This window comes from Cupriavidus sp. 22TCCZM04-2, assembly GCF_057798895.1.
On the sequence record NZ_JBYOJS010000012.1, the window covers coordinates 87492 to 101477 of the forward strand.

Below are 13986 nucleotides of genomic sequence, written 5' to 3' on the forward strand. Positions count from 1 at the left end.
TCTGGATGGGGATGCAAGTCAGGCGGTTTCGATGGGTCAAGCCGGTGCTACAGGCTGCGCGCGATCAGCATGCGCTGGATCTCGCTGGTGCCTTCGTAGATCTGCGTGATGCGCGCGTCGCGGTAGTGGCGCTCGACCGGGTAGTCCTCCAGGTAGCCGTAGCCGCCGTGGATCTGCAGCGCCTTGGAGCACACGCGTTCTGCCAGCTCGGAGGCATAGAGCTTGGCCTGCGACGCTTCGGACAGGCAAGGCAGCCCTTGCGTGCGCATCCGCGCGGCGCGATGCACGAGCAGGCGCGCAGCGTTGAGTTCGGTGGCCATGTCGGCCAGCATGTTGGCGATCGGCGGGTGCTCGCGCAGGGGCCGTCCGAACTGCACGCGCTCCGACGCATAGCGGCACGCGGCCTCGAACGCCGAACGGGCGATGCCGATGGCCTGCGCGGCAATGCCGATGCGGCCGCCTTCCAGGTTGGACAGGGCGATGCGCAGGCCTTCGCCAGGCTCGCCGAGCAGCGCGTCATGCGGTACTTCGCAATCTTCCAGCGTGATCGCGCAGGTATCCGAGGCGCGGATGCCCAGCTTCTTCTCGGGTGCGTGGACGATAAAGCCCGGCGTGTCCGTCGGCACCAGGAACGCCGAAATGCCCTTCTTGCCGCGTTCCGGCTCGGTGGAGGCAAACACCACCGCCACGCCGGCACGCTGGCCGTTGGTGACGAACTGCTTGCTGCCGTTCAGCACCCAGCCTCGTTCGGTGGGCTGGGCGCGCGTGCGCAGGTTGTGGGCTTCGGAGCCGGCCTGCGGTTCGGTCAGGCAGAAGGCGCCGATGACTTCGCCGCTGGCCAGGCGCGGCAGGTAGCGTTGTTTCTGCGCGTCTGTGCCGTAGTGCAGGACCGGGCCGCAGCCGACCGAGTTGTGCACGCTCATCAGCGTGGCGCACGCGGCGCAGCCGGCGGCGATTTCCTCGATGGCCAGCGCATAGGCCACGTAGTCGGTATAGGTGCCGCCCCATTCCTCCGGCACGATCATGCCGAGCAGGCCGAGCGCGCCCATGTCGGCGACCACGTCTGCGGGCAGCTTTCCTGCGCGGTCCCATTCGGCGGCGCCCGCGGCGAGCCGCTCGCTGGCAAAGGCGCGCGCGCTGTCGCGGATCATGGTTTGCTCTTCGGTGTAGTCGCTGTGCATGGCTGGGCGCGGCTGGCGCGATTGAGGGGTCTTTGGCGGTCTTCGTATCGAACAGGCGCAGTGTAGAAACCGCAAGCCGGCGCTCCTATGCCAAAATCCGCCATTCTTTGTGAACTCGAAAGCCATCCGCCCGGTGCCCAGCGGCTATCCGGAGCGTGGCCGCACCATGGAAAAAGGCAGCGTCGCGATTTGCTTTGTCCACCACGCCATCTCGGGGCTGCAGGCCCGCGGGCTGGATCCCGAGCCGGTGCTGCGCAGCGCCGGCATCGCGCCGGCGCTGCTGGCGGTGCCGCAGGCGCGGGTCTCCACGGCCAGCTACAGCGACCTGTGGATGGCCGTGGCCGCCACGCTCGACGACGAATTCTTCGGCCAGGATTCGCGCAGCATGAAGTGCGGCAGCTTTGCCATGCTGTGTCACGCGGTGGCGGGCAGCCGCAGCTTTGCCCAGGCCCTGGAACGCGTGGCGCGCTATTTCGGTCTGCTGCTCGATGACCTCGGCGTGCGGCTGGACCGGCACGAAGACCGCGCGGCGCTGGTCCTCACCGCGCCGTCGGCGCCGCAGGGCCGGCTGCCGAGCGTGTTCGCGCAGGAAACCATGCTGATCATGCTGCAGGGCCTGATGAGCTGGCTGCTGCACCGTCGCGTGCCGATCCTGCTGGCGTCCTTTGCCTATCCGGAGCCGCCGTATGGCGCGGAATACCGGATCATGTACTCGCGCCAGACGGCATTCGGCCAGCCCGCGACGGCATTGGTGTTCGACGCCGGACTGCTCGAACAGCCCGTGCGGCAGGACGAGCGCAGCCTGAAGTCGTTCCTGCGCGATGCGCCGCATAACGTGGTCGTGAAATATTCCGACCGCAGCAGCGTGGCCGCCCGCGTTCGGCGCCAGTTGCGCAACCAGCGCCCCGAGCTGTGGCCGACCTTCGAGGCGCTGGCACTGAGCCTGAATCTTTCGGCGTCATCGCTGCGCCGGCGCCTGATGGACGAGGGCGCCAGCTACCAGGAACTGAAGGACCAGCTCCGGCGCGACCTGGCAATCGACGCGCTCAGCCGCACCAGCAAGCCTGTGGCCGATATTGCAGCGGAACTGGGTTTTGCCGAGCCCGGCGCCTTTCATCGCGCATTCCGGCGCTGGACCGGCTCGCGGCCCGGTGCGTATCGCGGCACGGCAGGCGAGGGCTGAGTCCGTCCGCTGCCGTCCCGCTCAGGCCGGCAGTGCTTCGCGCACCGGGGTAGCCATCCCGGAACCTGTCTGCCGGTCGTCGTGCGCGACGATGCGGTTGCGGCCTTCCAGCTTGGCCCGATACAGCGCCGCATCCGCGCGCGCGCAGAGCTGCGCCAGCGACTCGCCCCGGCGCAGGATGGCGACACCGCCGCTGATCGTGTAGCGCACGGCGGCGCCCTGGTCGCCGATCCGGACGCGTTGCTGTTCCGCGCCAGTGCGGATGCGCTCCGCAATGGGCAGCGCATCGGCCAGGCGCGTGGCGGGCAACAGCACGGCGAACTCCTCGCCGCCCAGCCGGCCCACGCGGTCGGTGGCGCGCACCTGTGCCGCGGCCATCCCGGCGAATTCGCGCAGCACGGCATCGCCGGCCGCATGGCCGTAGGTATCGTTGACGGTCTTGAAGCGGTCGATGTCGACAATGACGAGGGCAAGCGTTGCGTTGCCGTGGCCGCCTTTGGCGATCGCGCGGCTGGCCATTTCCTCCCAGGCCTTGCGCGACATGACGCCGGTGAGCCCGTCGGTGTTGGCGATGGCTTCGAGCTTGCGCACCATGGTGTCGTGGATCATCAGCACCGCGCCCATGGTCAGTGCCGGCATCACTAGCGCGCCAAGCGTCAGGAACAGTGTGTTCAGTCCCGGCGATTGCAGGCTGTACGGGTCGCCCATCAGCGAAAACGCCGACAGCAGGCCGCGCGCAGTATGTCCGGTGGCGAAGAAGAGCGCGAAGGCGGCGGTGGTCAGGTGATAGTTGCCGGCGCTGCCGCGCGGCCGCCAGCGGATCAGCGTGATGCCGGTCAGCGCGCACAGCACCGCATGAAAGGCGGAGACCGCGACCACGCGCGTGGTGAAGACGTCGAAGACATAGCGCCAGGCCACCACCACGGCCATGGTGGCCAGCGTGCCCGCGGCCAGCCGGCCCCAGCGCGGCTGGCCGCCGGAAAAGCGCACGCAGCCCGCATAGAACATCGCCAGCGCCCAGCAAAGCGCGGCATTGGCGAGCACGATGGACAGCAGGTCGCTGATCTGGCCACGCAGCGCGAACAGCGCCAGGGCGAGGGTGACGATCAGGTTGGCATGGCACCAGTCCGCGACGCCCGGTACCCCGCAACGGCGCAGGGACCAGACGATCGCGAGCATCATGGCGCTAAGGGCCGCGGTGATGACAAGCAGCGCGGTAGGAACGGACATCAGGGGAAATCCAGGGGCGGGTAGGTCCCGCAAAACCGCAATGATACGGAGCGCGGCCCTCGCCGTGTCAGTCGCCAGGTGGAGACGACGGCTGGCCAGGGGAATCCGGCGGCGGATCCATGCGCAGCGCCGGGTCATGCTTGAGCCTCCAGTGCGCAGCGACCAGCAATGCGACAAGGACGGCGACCATATAGCCGCCCAGCAAGGTGATGTATTCCATGACTGACCCCTTGAGGCGCCGGCTCTATGGCCGGTCGTGCAGAGATTATGGAAAACAGTGTCTACGGCCACATCACCTGTTTGGGTGATCCCCTGCCAAGGTAGGGGGACAAGGCGTGCCGGCCTCGCCCTCAGGCGACGACGGCGACCACATGCGCCTGCATGCGGCCTTCGATGACGCCCGAACCGAAGGCCTGCACCAGCGCCTGCTCGCAACGGTCGGTGGCGCGCTGCAATGCGTCCGGCCCGCGCGACTCCAGGTCCGGTCGCAGCGGCGTCCCCTGGCATAAGGCCACCGCAGCGATACGCGCCGATTCGGCGACGCTGGCCTGTGGCAGCGTTTCCATGGCAGGCGCCGCGGCAAAGCCGCCTTGCCTCAGGTGCCCGGCGATCTCGGCCAGCCGGTGATAGCCGTGGGGCGTACGCGTCATGAATTGCGGAGGATCGTCCGGAAACAGCGTGCCGAGCGCCTTGCAGACGATATCGGTGAAGTGGTTGTCCTCGATGCGGTCCCACACGTTGAACAAGAGCGTGCCGCCGGGGGCCAGCACGCGTCGCGCTTCGGCGAATGCGGCGGGCTTGTCGGGAAAGAACATGACGCCGAACTGGCAGGCAACCAGATCGAAACTGCCGTCATCGAACGGCAACTGCATGGCATTGGCCACCTGCCAGTCGACCGGGCGGCTGGTGCCGGCGGCCCGCGCGCGTTCCAGCATGGGCGGGTTGAGGTCCGTTGCCACGATGGACGCCCGTGGCGGCAGCTGCCGGGCCAGCTCGCGCGTCAGTGCGCCCGTGCCGGCCGCCATTTCCAGCACCCTGGCCGGTTGCAGAGCGGCCGCCCGGCGGGCGAGGTCCGCGGCGTATGGGGCGAAAATCATCGGCACGAGGTACCGCTCGTACAGGTCGGGAACGGCACCCGTGAACTTGTCGCTGTCGCGCTGCGGCATGGTTGTCTCCCAGTGGGGCCGGGCCGCGCTGGCCCGGCCGATTGCTTCCATGCTAGGCGGCTGGCAGCCACAACGGGGGCCGCCATGGCGCAACGGTCAACGGATCTCGATTTGCCCGTTCATCGATTCATGCCCCGAACCGCAGAAGATGTCGCACAGGAACACGTGCGACCCGGCTGCGCTGGCGTGGATGGGAACTTCCACCTTCTTGCCGGGAGGCAGGTCCACGCGGATGCCAAGGTCCGGCACGCTGAAGCCCATGATGACATCGAGCGCGGTCAGCTCGAGGATCACGGATTCATTGTTGCGCAGGGCAATCTGGTTCGGTGTGAACACAAAGCGCCGCGCGGTGACGGGGATACGCCGCGGCACGGCGGCCGAGGCGGTCCAGAACGGTACCGATGCGGCCAGCGCCGCCAGCCAGGCCAGGCTGCGGCGGCGTGCGGGGCGGAAGGGCGTTTGCTCGATCATCGTCATTCTCCTTTTCGAGCCGCGGTCAGGTGGTGATGGGCCGTTCTTCCAGTGCCAGGCGCAACGGTGCCTGTTGCGTCGAGACCTGGCGCCATCCCAATCCCCGGTATGGGTGCTCGGCATCCCACGGCACGGGCTGGCGCATCGGCTGCGAGGCCGGCGGCGGTAGCGGGTAGATCAGCGAGCGCGCGGCGTGGTGCGTGATGTGGCCGGTCTGGTGGTGGTGTTCCTGGTGGATGTGGCCGTAGAAGACCGTGACGTTGCGGTATGGGTCAAGGCGCTGCAGGACGTCGGCGCCGTCGCGCGTCGCCCAGTCCCATTGCGGATACAGGTCGAACAACGGCCGGTGCGTGAACACGACGATCGGGGCGTCGCGCTGCTGGCGGGACAGGTCCGAGGCCAGCCAGTCGAGCTGAGCCGCGCCGACGCGCCCCGCCGGGTCGGAGACGTTGTCGAGCACGATAAAGTGGACGCCCTGGTGATCGAAGGTGTAGTGCGTGGGACCAAAGAACTCCTGGAAGGCCTTGCCTTGATCCAGGCTGGCATCGTGTTCGCCGGGCATCAGGTAGCGGGTCTTGACCTGGAGCGTGTCGATCTGCGCCTTGACTTCACGCATGCGCCGGCGCCGTTCGTCGGGGTCGTCGGTGGTGTGGGTCAGGTCGCCCGTAAAGACAATGAAATCGGGCGGGGCGGGCAGTGCATTGACGGCCGCGATGGCCTTGGGCAGCGTGCCGCGCGCGTCGGGGTTCGGCGGCCCCTGGAAGCCCCAGTGCAGGTCGGAAAGCTGCACGAAGTAGAAGTCCTTGCCCGGCGCTGCCGCCCAGCCAGGCAAGGCGGACGCCAGGACGGCGCCGCCCGCGGCGGCGGCAAGGCGCAGGAAATCGCGCCGGTTCGGAACGGGGTTGGCAGGCATGGCGTTCTCCTCGGAAGTCCGGCACAAGGCCGCATGCCTGTCATACCCCGCCGGGCCCGCTTCTATTCCCGCTGGATCGTCGGCACGCCAACACTCCGGGGCAACGGAATAAACTGCTAACGACGCCGGTAAACACGGCGGACGGAGGCCATCGCGCGGACTCCGCCAGGTCTGGACTAAGGAGTGCCGTGAACGCCGCTGACGAGCGCCGCCGGTTTGCCGAGCTGGTCCTGCCGCACCTGGATGCGGCCTACAACCTTGCGCGATGGCTGAGCGGTGGCGCGGCCGAGGCGGAAGACGTGGTGCAGGAGGCGCTGCTGCGCGCCTACACCTATTTCGGCAGCTATCACGGCGACCGCGCGCGGCCGTGGCTGCTGGCCATCGTGCGCAATACCTGGTTCTCCGCCTGGAACCGCGACCGGGCCGCCCGCGACGCCGCGCCGTATGAAGACGGCATCGATGTCGCCCAGGCGTGGCCCGGCTGGCAGGACGCCGGCGAGCGCGAGCCGCTGGGCTGCCTGCTGCGCGCCGAGGATGTCCGCCTGGTGCACGAGGCGCTGGCGCGCCTGCCGGCGCCGCTGCGGGAGGTGATCGTCCTGCGCGAACTGGAGGACCTGTGCTACCGCGATATCGCGCAGGTTGCCGCGATCCCGCTTGGCACGGTCATGTCGCGGCTGGCCCGGGCACGGCATGCGCTGGCCGCCGCGATATCGGCACTGCGCGTGGAGCGGGCCGGCGTGCCGCCGACGGAAGCGGCCCGTCCGGATGGCCTGGCAGGAACGGCCGGGGAGGTGGGCAATGGACTGCAATGAGGCTCGGTGGTTGCTGCATGCCGGCGCGGACGGGGAACTCGGCCCGGCCGACCTGGCGCGGCTGGACCCGCATCTGGCGTCGTGTCCCGCCTGCGCCGGGGAGATGGCCCGTATCCATGCTCTGCGTGACGCGGTGCGCGAAGGCGCCACCTATCATCACGCCGACAGCGCACTGCGGGCGCGGCTGATGGCAAGCCTGCCGGCGCCGCCGCGGGAACGTTCCCATACTGCGTGGGGTAAGCTGGGCGGGTGGATGCCCTGGGGCAACCCGGCGCGCCTAGGCGTCGCGCTGGCCATGGTGCTCGCCGTAGCGCTCGGCATCGGGCAACTGGCCCGCTACCGGTACGAAGGGGACGCGGTGGCCCGCGAGATGGTGTCCAGCCACGTCAGGGCGCTGCTCTCGGGCCGGCCGCTCGACGTGGCGTCGCTGGACCAGCATACGGTCAAGCCATGGTTCAACGGCCGGCTGGACTATGCGCCGGTCGTGCGGGACCTCTCGGCGCAAGGGTTCGTGCTGGCCGGCGGAAGGCTCGATTACCTGGATGGCCGTCCGGTGGCCGTGGTGGTCTACCGGCGCAACCAGCATCCCGTCGATGTGTTCGTCTTCCCGGAGGGCGCGGCAAGCCTGCCGCAGAAGGTATCGGGATCGCGGCAGGGCTACCAGCTCGAAAGCTGGGACGCCGACGGCATGCGGTTCCTGGCCATTACCGATGCCTCTGCCGACGACCTGCGTGCGCTGCGCCGGGCCTGGCAGGCGGGCGCGCCCGCCGCGCCGCTGCGATAGCCGCGCGGTGGTCGGTCCGGGCGGATCAGGCGCGGATCAGGCAATTTGCCAGCGGCCTGCTGTTTCGATGGCCTTTCCGTCCGCCACCAGCTTGAGCAGGTGCGCCAGCAGCGAACGCTGGGCCACCGGGTGCATGCGCTCCGGCACGTCGTCATAGACGCGCGGCAGCAGGGCTTCGATCGGGGCCGGGCCGAGATCGCGCAGCGCGTTGACGACCTTGGCCTCGCGATGCAGCCGGTGCCGCATCAGCAGGCGGATGGCTTCCTGCGGGCGCGCGATCAGGAAGCCGTGGCCCGGCGCCAGCCATTCCAGGTCTTCTTCCTGCAGGGCGGCCAGCGAATCGATGTAGGCGCGCATATCGCCATCGGGCGGGGCGATCACGACCGTGGAACCCTGCATGACATGGTCGCCGGTGAAGAGGGTCTTTTCTTCCTCGAGCATATAGCAAAGATGGTTCGACGCATGGCCCGGCGTATGAATGACGCGCAGCGTGCAGTCGTCGCCAATGGCGAGGCGTTCGCCATGCTGCAGCTCGCGCGCGGCGACAAAGCCGGTGTCCTGCCATTGGGTCGCCGGCGCGGCCCGGCCGAGTACCGTGGCGCCGGTGGCCGCCTGCAGCGCGGGGGCCGCGGGCGAATGGTCCAGATGCGTATGCGTGACCATGATCCAGCGAATCGGGCCCGGCGCGGCCGCCAGCACGGCCTGGACATGGGCGGCATCATCGGGGCCCGGATCGATCACGGCCCACTCATTGCGCGCGCCCCCGCCGACCAGGTAAGTATTGGTGCCGGGGCCTGTCATGACGCTGCCGTTATTGGCCGTGACGCGCCAGACCCGCTCCGACAGCTGCACGGGCTCGCCGGGGGCCAGTTCGTACCGCGCGTGGGCCCTGCCTTCCGGGTCGATGCGCCCGATCTCCGCATAGCACGACTCGTGGGGCATGACCGGCCGCACGCCGGCGGCGCCGGTGGCCAGCCGCGGCATGATGCAGGCAATGTCGCGCAACTTCGCGGTGCTGGCAAAGCAGTCGTGCGCCGTCTCGAAGTGGGCAACGGACTGCAGGGTGCGGCGCGTGACATGCATCATCGGCAGGCCGCTGGCCGGGTCCGCGGCTTCGCGGGGGCGGATCCAGCGGTGCTCGACGATCTCCATGCCGTCGTGGATCGCGACCTGGCCGGCGGGCGCGATCGCGACGAAGAATCGTGTGTCGAAGCGCTTGGGCAGGCCGGGCGGCGTGAGCCAGTAGCTGTGGTAGGCCAGGCGGTCCGGCGCCAGCCGCAGGCCCAGTTCGGCGCACGCATGCGCCAGGCCGGGGCCGCCGCGCTGCACCGCCTGGCGCAGGAAATCCTGCTGGGCGGCATCGAGGTGGCCCGGCGCCAGCAGCTCGCCGTCGCGGTGGTAAGCCAGCAGCAAGCCGGCTTCTTCAAAGCATTCGCGCACGGCCGCCAGGTAGAAGTCCAGCCCCTTGGCCGGCAGGTTCAGGCGCTCGCTGGCAGCGGCATCGTCGAGCCCGGCCGCATGGCGATGCAGGGCCTCGTCTTGCGGATCGAGCGTGCCGCCAGGAAATACATAGGCGCCACTGCTGCGGTCGTTGGCACGCTCGACGCGGCGGACCAGCAGGATTTCCATGCCCTGCGCGCCATCGCGCACCACCAGCAGGCTGGCAGCGGCGCGCAACAGGGTGGACGGCTTGGCGGACTGGATCGGGGTTGTCTCTGTCGTTGTCATTGTGTCGGCGCGCGGGCGGGCCCGCGCGGCTGGATGTGGCAGGACCGGTCTGGCGCCGGTGCCAGGGTCGGGCGATGTTTCGTGGCAGCCCCATAGTGTAGCGGCGATGGCCGCTTCGCTCCGCCCCGGGATTTCCGTATGGCCGCGCCGGTGCAGAGTTGTGCATTTGGCATTTCCGGCCAGGAAGACCTAATCTGATTGCAGTACTGCACTTTCAGGAGGATGCCCGCTGTGTCCCGAGCCTCGTACCTGTGCCTGGCCTTCGCGTTGCTGCTGGCCGCTTGCGAGACGCCGCCGCAGCAGGCGACCCGGCCCGCATCGCACCCGGCGCCGGAGCCCAGGATCGTGCCGAAGGTGGCGGCCGACGCCTGCGAGCAGGCCGTTACCAGCAATGTGAAAAGGGGACACCCCGAGCCCGGCAGCCTCTTCCTGCTGGAAGACCGGGAACAGGTCAGCCCGCGCCCTGGGGGCATGGCCGCAGTCACGGGCGAAGGCACGTTCGAACCGGACAACAGCCAGGCCTCGATCGGATTCCGCTTCACCTGCCTCTACAACGGGCGCACGGCCCGCGTCGACGACGTGCAGCTGCGCTATTGAAGTCCCCACGGCAGACCTTCCGCGAAGATCTGCGCATCGTATTGCAATCTGTTGCAGCAGGCCTACAGTTGATGGACAAGGGCGCCTTCCCGGCGCCGCTTGGTTCGCTTCCCCTCGCATCTCTGCCTGATAGGAATTGACACATACAGGGTGGGCGGACATGATTCGGTCGGAATAGATGCGCCTCGGGGGTAACTTGGCTCAAGCCATTGTCGACCCCGCAAGAAGGCCGCCAAGAACAAATCAGGGAATCGGGGTCATGAATCCTTCCATCCGCCACTTGGCGGGCGTCGCGGCGCTCGCCCTACTGCTCGGCGCCTGCTCCACCACGCATGAACCTGTCGCGAAGGTTGCCGCCGAGCAGCCGCCGTCGAACCAGGCCATGAAGGCGCTCTCCGCCGAAGTCTTCACCTACGCCTACCCGCTGGTGCTGATGGACGTGACGCGCGAGCTGATGAGCCTGCGCACGCCGCCCAATACCTTCAGCCACAAGCGCACCTTCCCGGACGCCAGCTTCACCGAAGTGGTCACCCCCAATGCCGATACGCTGTATTCGTCGGCGTGGCTGGACCTGTCCAAGGAGCCCGTGGTGCTGTCGGTGCCCGATACCCGCGGCCGCTACTACCTGATGCCGCTGATGGACGCGTGGACCAACGTCTTCGCCTCGCCCGGCAAGCGCACCACCGGCACGCAGCGCGGCAACTTCGTCATCACCGGTCCGGGCTGGGAAGGTCCGCTGCCCAAGGGCATGAAGCAGATCAAGTCGCCCACGGCCATGGTCTGGCTGATCGGGCGCACCCAGGCCAACGGCAAGAAGGATTTCCCTGCCGTGCACCGCCTGCAGGACCAGTACCGGCTGACGCCGCTGTCCGCTTGGCAGATGGGCGTACGCGCGGCGCCGGTGAAGCCGGCAGCGCCTTCGCCGACGCTGGACACGCAATCCCCGCCGGTCGAGCAGGTCGCGGCCATGGACGCGCAGGCGTTCTTCAGCCGCTTTGCAAGCCTGTTGCCGGCGAATCCGCCCGCCCCGGCGGACGCCGTCATGGTGGAGAAAATTCGCCGCATGGGGCTGGAGCCGGGCGTGCCGTTCAAGACCACGGTGCTTGAACCCGCCACCGCGCGTGCCGTGCAGGAAGGCGCGACCGCGGCGCTGCAGGGGATCTACGAGATGTCCCGCCGCGGCAACGCCGACGCCGGCAATGGCTGGGTCATGCACCGCGACCTGGGCAACTACGGTATCAACTACGGGCGCCGTGCGGTCACGGCCATGGTCGGGCTGGGCGCCAACCTGCCCGAAGACGCGATCTATGCCTCGACCCGGACCGACGCCGCCGGCAAGGCGCTGCAGGGCAGTACCAGCTACGTCCTGCACTTCGCCAAGGACCAGCTGCCGCCCGCCAGGGCATTCTGGTCGTTGTCGCTGTACAACCAGCGCCAGGCCTTCGTCGAGAATCCGATCGGCCGCTATGCCATCGGCAGCCGCGACCGACTGCGCTATAACCGCGACGGCTCGCTCGATATCTATATCCAGCATGAGCGTCCGGAGCGCGGCAGGGTGGCCAACTGGCTGCCGGCCCCGCCCGATGCGCTCAACATGACCCTGCGCGCCTACTGGCCGGAGCAGGCGCTGCTCGACGGAACCTGGATGCCGCCTCCGGTGGAACGTGCAAACTGACGCCGTTTCTGACCGCAAAAGAAAAGGCCGCGTCCCCGGAACGCGGCCTTTCTGCTTGGCCTTGTCAGAGCCATCCGGTCAGAACTTGTATCGCACGCCGGCATACAGCGCGCGGCCCGAGCCCGGATAAAACACCGCCGTATTGGCCGTGCGCGCATCGGTGACCGTGCTGAAGTCGCTCACGTAGCGCTTGTTGCCAAGGTTGCGCGCATCCAGGAAGACCGTCAGGCCCTGCTTGAAGTCATAGCTGGCCTGCACGCCGAACAGCACGTACGACGGCACCTTGAGGGTGTTCGCGTAGTCGACGAAGGCCCCGGTCGGCACCCAGTCGATCGTGCCGGCGATGCGTAGCCCCGACGCCTGGCTGTACGCCAGCGTGGTCCGCAGCACGTGCTCCGGCACGCCGGCAATGCGGTTGTTGCCGTACTGCGGATCATTGTCGAAGCGGAAATCGCTGTAGTTCCACAGTTGCGACAGCGTGACCTTGTCGGCCGTGGTGGCGACGTTCTGCAGCAGGTCGGCGCTCAAGCCCAGTTCCACGCCCTGCAGCGTGGTGCGGTTGGCATTGAAGGTGGCGGCCGGCACGTTGGGGTTGGTCGTGTACTGCAGCAACTGGTCGCGCACCAGCGAGCGGTACAGCGTGAGATCCCAGGCCAGCCGTTCGCGGCGCCCGCGCGTGCCCAACTCCAGGGTCCAGCCGTGCTGGGCGGAGAGCGGGACGAATTGCGTGGTGGTGCTGATGGTCTGGTTCAGGTCACTGAAGTCCGGCACATCGGCGCTGCGCGTGATGTCGGCAAAGGCCTGCACGTCCTTGACCGGTTCCCACAGCACGCCGAACTTGGGGTTCACGCCGCTGTAGGTGGTGTCGTCGGCCTTGGGCACGGGGTTGGCGGGCAGGCCGCCGAAGTCCTTGTAACGACGCTCGTTGTAGTAGGCCTTGGCACCGGCCATCAGCGCAACGGTGGGCACTACGTAGAGACGGTCTTCCAGGTAGGCCTCGTAGTTGTAGGCATCCTGCCGGGCATCGAGCGTCTGGGCGCCGCGGTTGCCCGAGACGTTGACATACTGGCGCGCGTCATTGTTGCCGCCAAAGAACCTGGCCCCGGCGATGACCTGGTTGCGCATGCCACCGACAGTCTGCGTTCCGGTATAGCGCGGCGCGAAGCCATAGGTCCAGTAGTCCTGGTCGACAACCTGGAAGATCGGGTGGTACAGGCTCTTGTGGATGACCCAGGTGGAAAAATCCAGCTGGCCGCTGTCGAGCTTGACCGTGGTGACGTTGGCCAGCCGTTCGGTGCGCGTGTTGCGCGCCTGGTCGCCGGCCAGCGCGCTGGCGGACGCCCTGGTCGGGTTGTTCAGCGCATCCTGCAGCGACAGCGTGCCGGGCAGGAGCTGGTCGACGACGTAGGCGCCAACATAGAAGCGCGTCTCGACCGTCGGGCTGAAGCGATAGCCGAAATTGGCGTTGAGCTGTTCATACTGGCCGCGCTCGTGGTCCCGGTAGCCTTCCGAGTGATCCACGCTCAGGTTGGCCAGGAAATCGAAGTTGCCGATCTGGCGCGAGACCTGGCCCGCCGCGCGAACGGTGCCGAAGCTGCCGCCGTCGACGCGTATCTGGTTGGGCGACTCCGCAGTGAAGGCCGTGGGCGTGGTGAAGTTGATGGCGCCCCCGAGCGTGGAGCTGCCGTACGCCAGGCCGTTGCCGCCCTTGTAGACCTCGGCCGCGTTCAGGCCAACCGGGTCGATCTGGTAGAAGTCGCCGCTGCCATCGGCGAAGTTGGTCGGCACGCCGTCCTGCAGGATTTCCAGGCCGCGCGTGTGGAAGCCGCGCGCAATGCCAGACCCGCGGACGGACAGTCGCAGCTCCTGGCCATAGCGCTCCTGCACATAGACGCCGGGGGCGTCCTTGAGCACATCGCGCAGGTTGCTGGCGTATGTGTTGGCGTAGCTTTCCGCATCGACAAAGCCGACCGAGCCGGCCGACTGGTACAGCGATTCGCGCTGCTTCGCCACGCCCGGCGCGGTCAGCGAACCTTCGGCCTTTGCCGTAGCGGTGACCGTGGGCAGCGTGACCGGCTCCGCTCCGGTGACAGGAACGGACTGCGCGATGGCAGCGCCGGTCAGTGCGGCGGCTGGCAGCGCCGCGGCACGCCGCCAGTGTCTGGCTCTTCTCATGATTTCCCTTTGCCGGCACATCGGCATCCGCCAGGAACGGATGCCGGTGCTCTGAGTGTAATTCGACAGCC

13 protein-coding genes are annotated in these 13986 nt (G+C 68.2%); 5 read left to right on the plus strand and 8 right to left on the minus strand.

Annotated elements, in window-relative coordinates:
• Positions 1 to 47 precede the first annotated feature (47 nt).
• Entirely contained in the window at positions 48 to 1181 is a 1134-nt protein-coding gene (locus AC3FKG_RS18445; protein WP_483714232.1) for an acyl-CoA dehydrogenase family protein, read from the minus strand.
• Positions 1182 to 1347: 166 nt separating this feature from the next.
• Here AC3FKG_RS18445 and AC3FKG_RS18450 point away from each other — a divergent pair, with 166 nt between their 5' ends.
• A complete protein-coding gene (locus tag AC3FKG_RS18450; protein ID WP_483714502.1) occupies positions 1348 to 2364 on the plus strand; it encodes an AraC family transcriptional regulator in 1017 nt (338 codons plus the stop codon).
• A 21-nt stretch (positions 2365 to 2385) separates the two neighbouring features.
• Here AC3FKG_RS18450 and AC3FKG_RS18455 read toward each other — a convergent pair whose 3' ends face one another.
• The 5 genes from AC3FKG_RS18455 to AC3FKG_RS18475 all read right to left on the minus strand — a co-directional run bounded on the left by AC3FKG_RS18455 (position 2386) and on the right by AC3FKG_RS18475 (position 6144).
• The gene (locus AC3FKG_RS18455) at positions 2386 to 3594 is read right to left on the minus strand and encodes a GGDEF domain-containing protein (RefSeq protein WP_488743810.1); all 1209 of its coding nucleotides are present in this window, start codon (positions 3592 to 3594) and stop codon (positions 2386 to 2388) included.
• Between the two features lie 67 nt (positions 3595 to 3661).
• Positions 3662 to 3814: a hypothetical protein gene (locus AC3FKG_RS18460; protein ID WP_483714234.1), complete on the minus strand. Its 153-nt coding sequence runs from the start codon at positions 3812 to 3814 to the stop codon at positions 3662 to 3664.
• Positions 3815 to 3944: 130 nt separating this feature from the next.
• A complete protein-coding gene (locus AC3FKG_RS18465) occupies positions 3945 to 4760 on the minus strand; it encodes a class I SAM-dependent methyltransferase (protein ID WP_488743811.1) in 816 nt (271 codons plus the stop codon).
• Positions 4761 to 4856: 96 nt separating this feature from the next.
• Positions 4857 to 5231: a cupredoxin domain-containing protein gene (locus AC3FKG_RS18470; protein WP_483714236.1), complete on the minus strand. Its 375-nt coding sequence runs from the start codon at positions 5229 to 5231 to the stop codon at positions 4857 to 4859.
• Between the two features lie 25 nt (positions 5232 to 5256).
• Positions 5257 to 6144, minus strand: coding sequence for a metallophosphoesterase family protein (locus AC3FKG_RS18475; RefSeq protein ID WP_483714237.1), 888 nt, complete (start codon positions 6142 to 6144; stop codon positions 5257 to 5259).
• Between the two features lie 188 nt (positions 6145 to 6332).
• On the opposite strand from AC3FKG_RS18475, the gene AC3FKG_RS18480 reads away from it, so the two are divergent.
• Both AC3FKG_RS18480 and AC3FKG_RS18485 read left to right on the plus strand, forming a co-directional pair.
• On the plus strand, positions 6333 to 6956 hold the full coding sequence (locus AC3FKG_RS18480; protein ID WP_483714238.1) for an RNA polymerase sigma factor: 624 nt from the start codon (positions 6333 to 6335) through the stop codon (positions 6954 to 6956).
• The gene (locus tag AC3FKG_RS18485) at positions 6943 to 7740 is read left to right on the plus strand and encodes an anti-sigma factor family protein (RefSeq protein WP_488743812.1); all 798 of its coding nucleotides are present in this window, start codon (positions 6943 to 6945) and stop codon (positions 7738 to 7740) included. The genes AC3FKG_RS18480 and AC3FKG_RS18485 overlap by 14 nt, the downstream gene beginning before the upstream one ends.
• Positions 7741 to 7776: 36 nt before the next feature.
• On the opposite strand, the gene AC3FKG_RS18490 is transcribed toward AC3FKG_RS18485, so the two are convergent.
• The gene (locus AC3FKG_RS18490) at positions 7777 to 9468 is read right to left on the minus strand and encodes an MBL fold metallo-hydrolase (protein WP_483714241.1); all 1692 of its coding nucleotides are present in this window, start codon (positions 9466 to 9468) and stop codon (positions 7777 to 7779) included.
• Between the two features lie 222 nt (positions 9469 to 9690).
• Between AC3FKG_RS18490 and AC3FKG_RS18495 the strand changes: the two genes are divergently transcribed.
• Together AC3FKG_RS18495 and AC3FKG_RS18500 are read left to right on the plus strand one after the other, a co-directional pair.
• A complete protein-coding gene (locus tag AC3FKG_RS18495; protein ID WP_483714242.1) occupies positions 9691 to 10065 on the plus strand; it encodes a short-chain fatty acid transporter in 375 nt (124 codons plus the stop codon).
• Between the two features lie 259 nt (positions 10066 to 10324).
• Positions 10325 to 11740 (plus strand): DUF1254 domain-containing protein, encoded by a 1416-nt coding sequence (locus AC3FKG_RS18500; protein ID WP_488743813.1) that lies wholly within the window; start codon positions 10325 to 10327, stop codon positions 11738 to 11740.
• A 78-nt stretch (positions 11741 to 11818) separates the two neighbouring features.
• Here AC3FKG_RS18500 and AC3FKG_RS18505 read toward each other — a convergent pair whose 3' ends face one another.
• A complete protein-coding gene (locus AC3FKG_RS18505; RefSeq protein WP_483714244.1) occupies positions 11819 to 13915 on the minus strand; it encodes a TonB-dependent receptor family protein in 2097 nt (698 codons plus the stop codon).
• Positions 13916 to 13986 lie beyond the last annotated feature (71 nt).

What these genes read in the sequence shown, in the direction of transcription:
- AC3FKG_RS18475 (WP_483714237.1), bottom strand. Translation starts at nt 6,144, where the DNA reads ATGCCTGCCAACCCCGTTCCGAACCGGCGCGATTTCCTGCGCCTTGCC.
- AC3FKG_RS18500 (WP_488743813.1), top strand. Translation starts at nt 10,325, where the DNA reads ATGAATCCTTCCATCCGCCACTTGGCGGGCGTCGCGGCGCTCGCCCTA.
- AC3FKG_RS18445 (WP_483714232.1), bottom strand. Translation starts at nt 1,181, where the DNA reads ATGCACAGCGACTACACCGAAGAGCAAACCATGATCCGCGACAGCGCG.
- AC3FKG_RS18485 (WP_488743812.1), top strand. Translation starts at nt 6,943, where the DNA reads ATGGACTGCAATGAGGCTCGGTGGTTGCTGCATGCCGGCGCGGACGGG.
- AC3FKG_RS18460 (WP_483714234.1), bottom strand. Translation starts at nt 3,814, where the DNA reads ATGGAATACATCACCTTGCTGGGCGGCTATATGGTCGCCGTCCTTGTC.
- AC3FKG_RS18455 (WP_488743810.1), bottom strand. Translation starts at nt 3,594, where the DNA reads ATGTCCGTTCCTACCGCGCTGCTTGTCATCACCGCGGCCCTTAGCGCC.
- AC3FKG_RS18495 (WP_483714242.1), top strand. Translation starts at nt 9,691, where the DNA reads ATGCCCGCTGTGTCCCGAGCCTCGTACCTGTGCCTGGCCTTCGCGTTG.
- AC3FKG_RS18465 (WP_488743811.1), bottom strand. Translation starts at nt 4,760, where the DNA reads ATGCCGCAGCGCGACAGCGACAAGTTCACGGGTGCCGTTCCCGACCTG.
- AC3FKG_RS18470 (WP_483714236.1), bottom strand. Translation starts at nt 5,231, where the DNA reads ATGATCGAGCAAACGCCCTTCCGCCCCGCACGCCGCCGCAGCCTGGCC.
- AC3FKG_RS18490 (WP_483714241.1), bottom strand. Translation starts at nt 9,468, where the DNA reads ATGACAACGACAGAGACAACCCCGATCCAGTCCGCCAAGCCGTCCACC.
- AC3FKG_RS18505 (WP_483714244.1), bottom strand. Translation starts at nt 13,915, where the DNA reads ATGAGAAGAGCCAGACACTGGCGGCGTGCCGCGGCGCTGCCAGCCGCC.
- AC3FKG_RS18450 (WP_483714502.1), top strand. Translation starts at nt 1,348, where the DNA reads ATGGAAAAAGGCAGCGTCGCGATTTGCTTTGTCCACCACGCCATCTCG.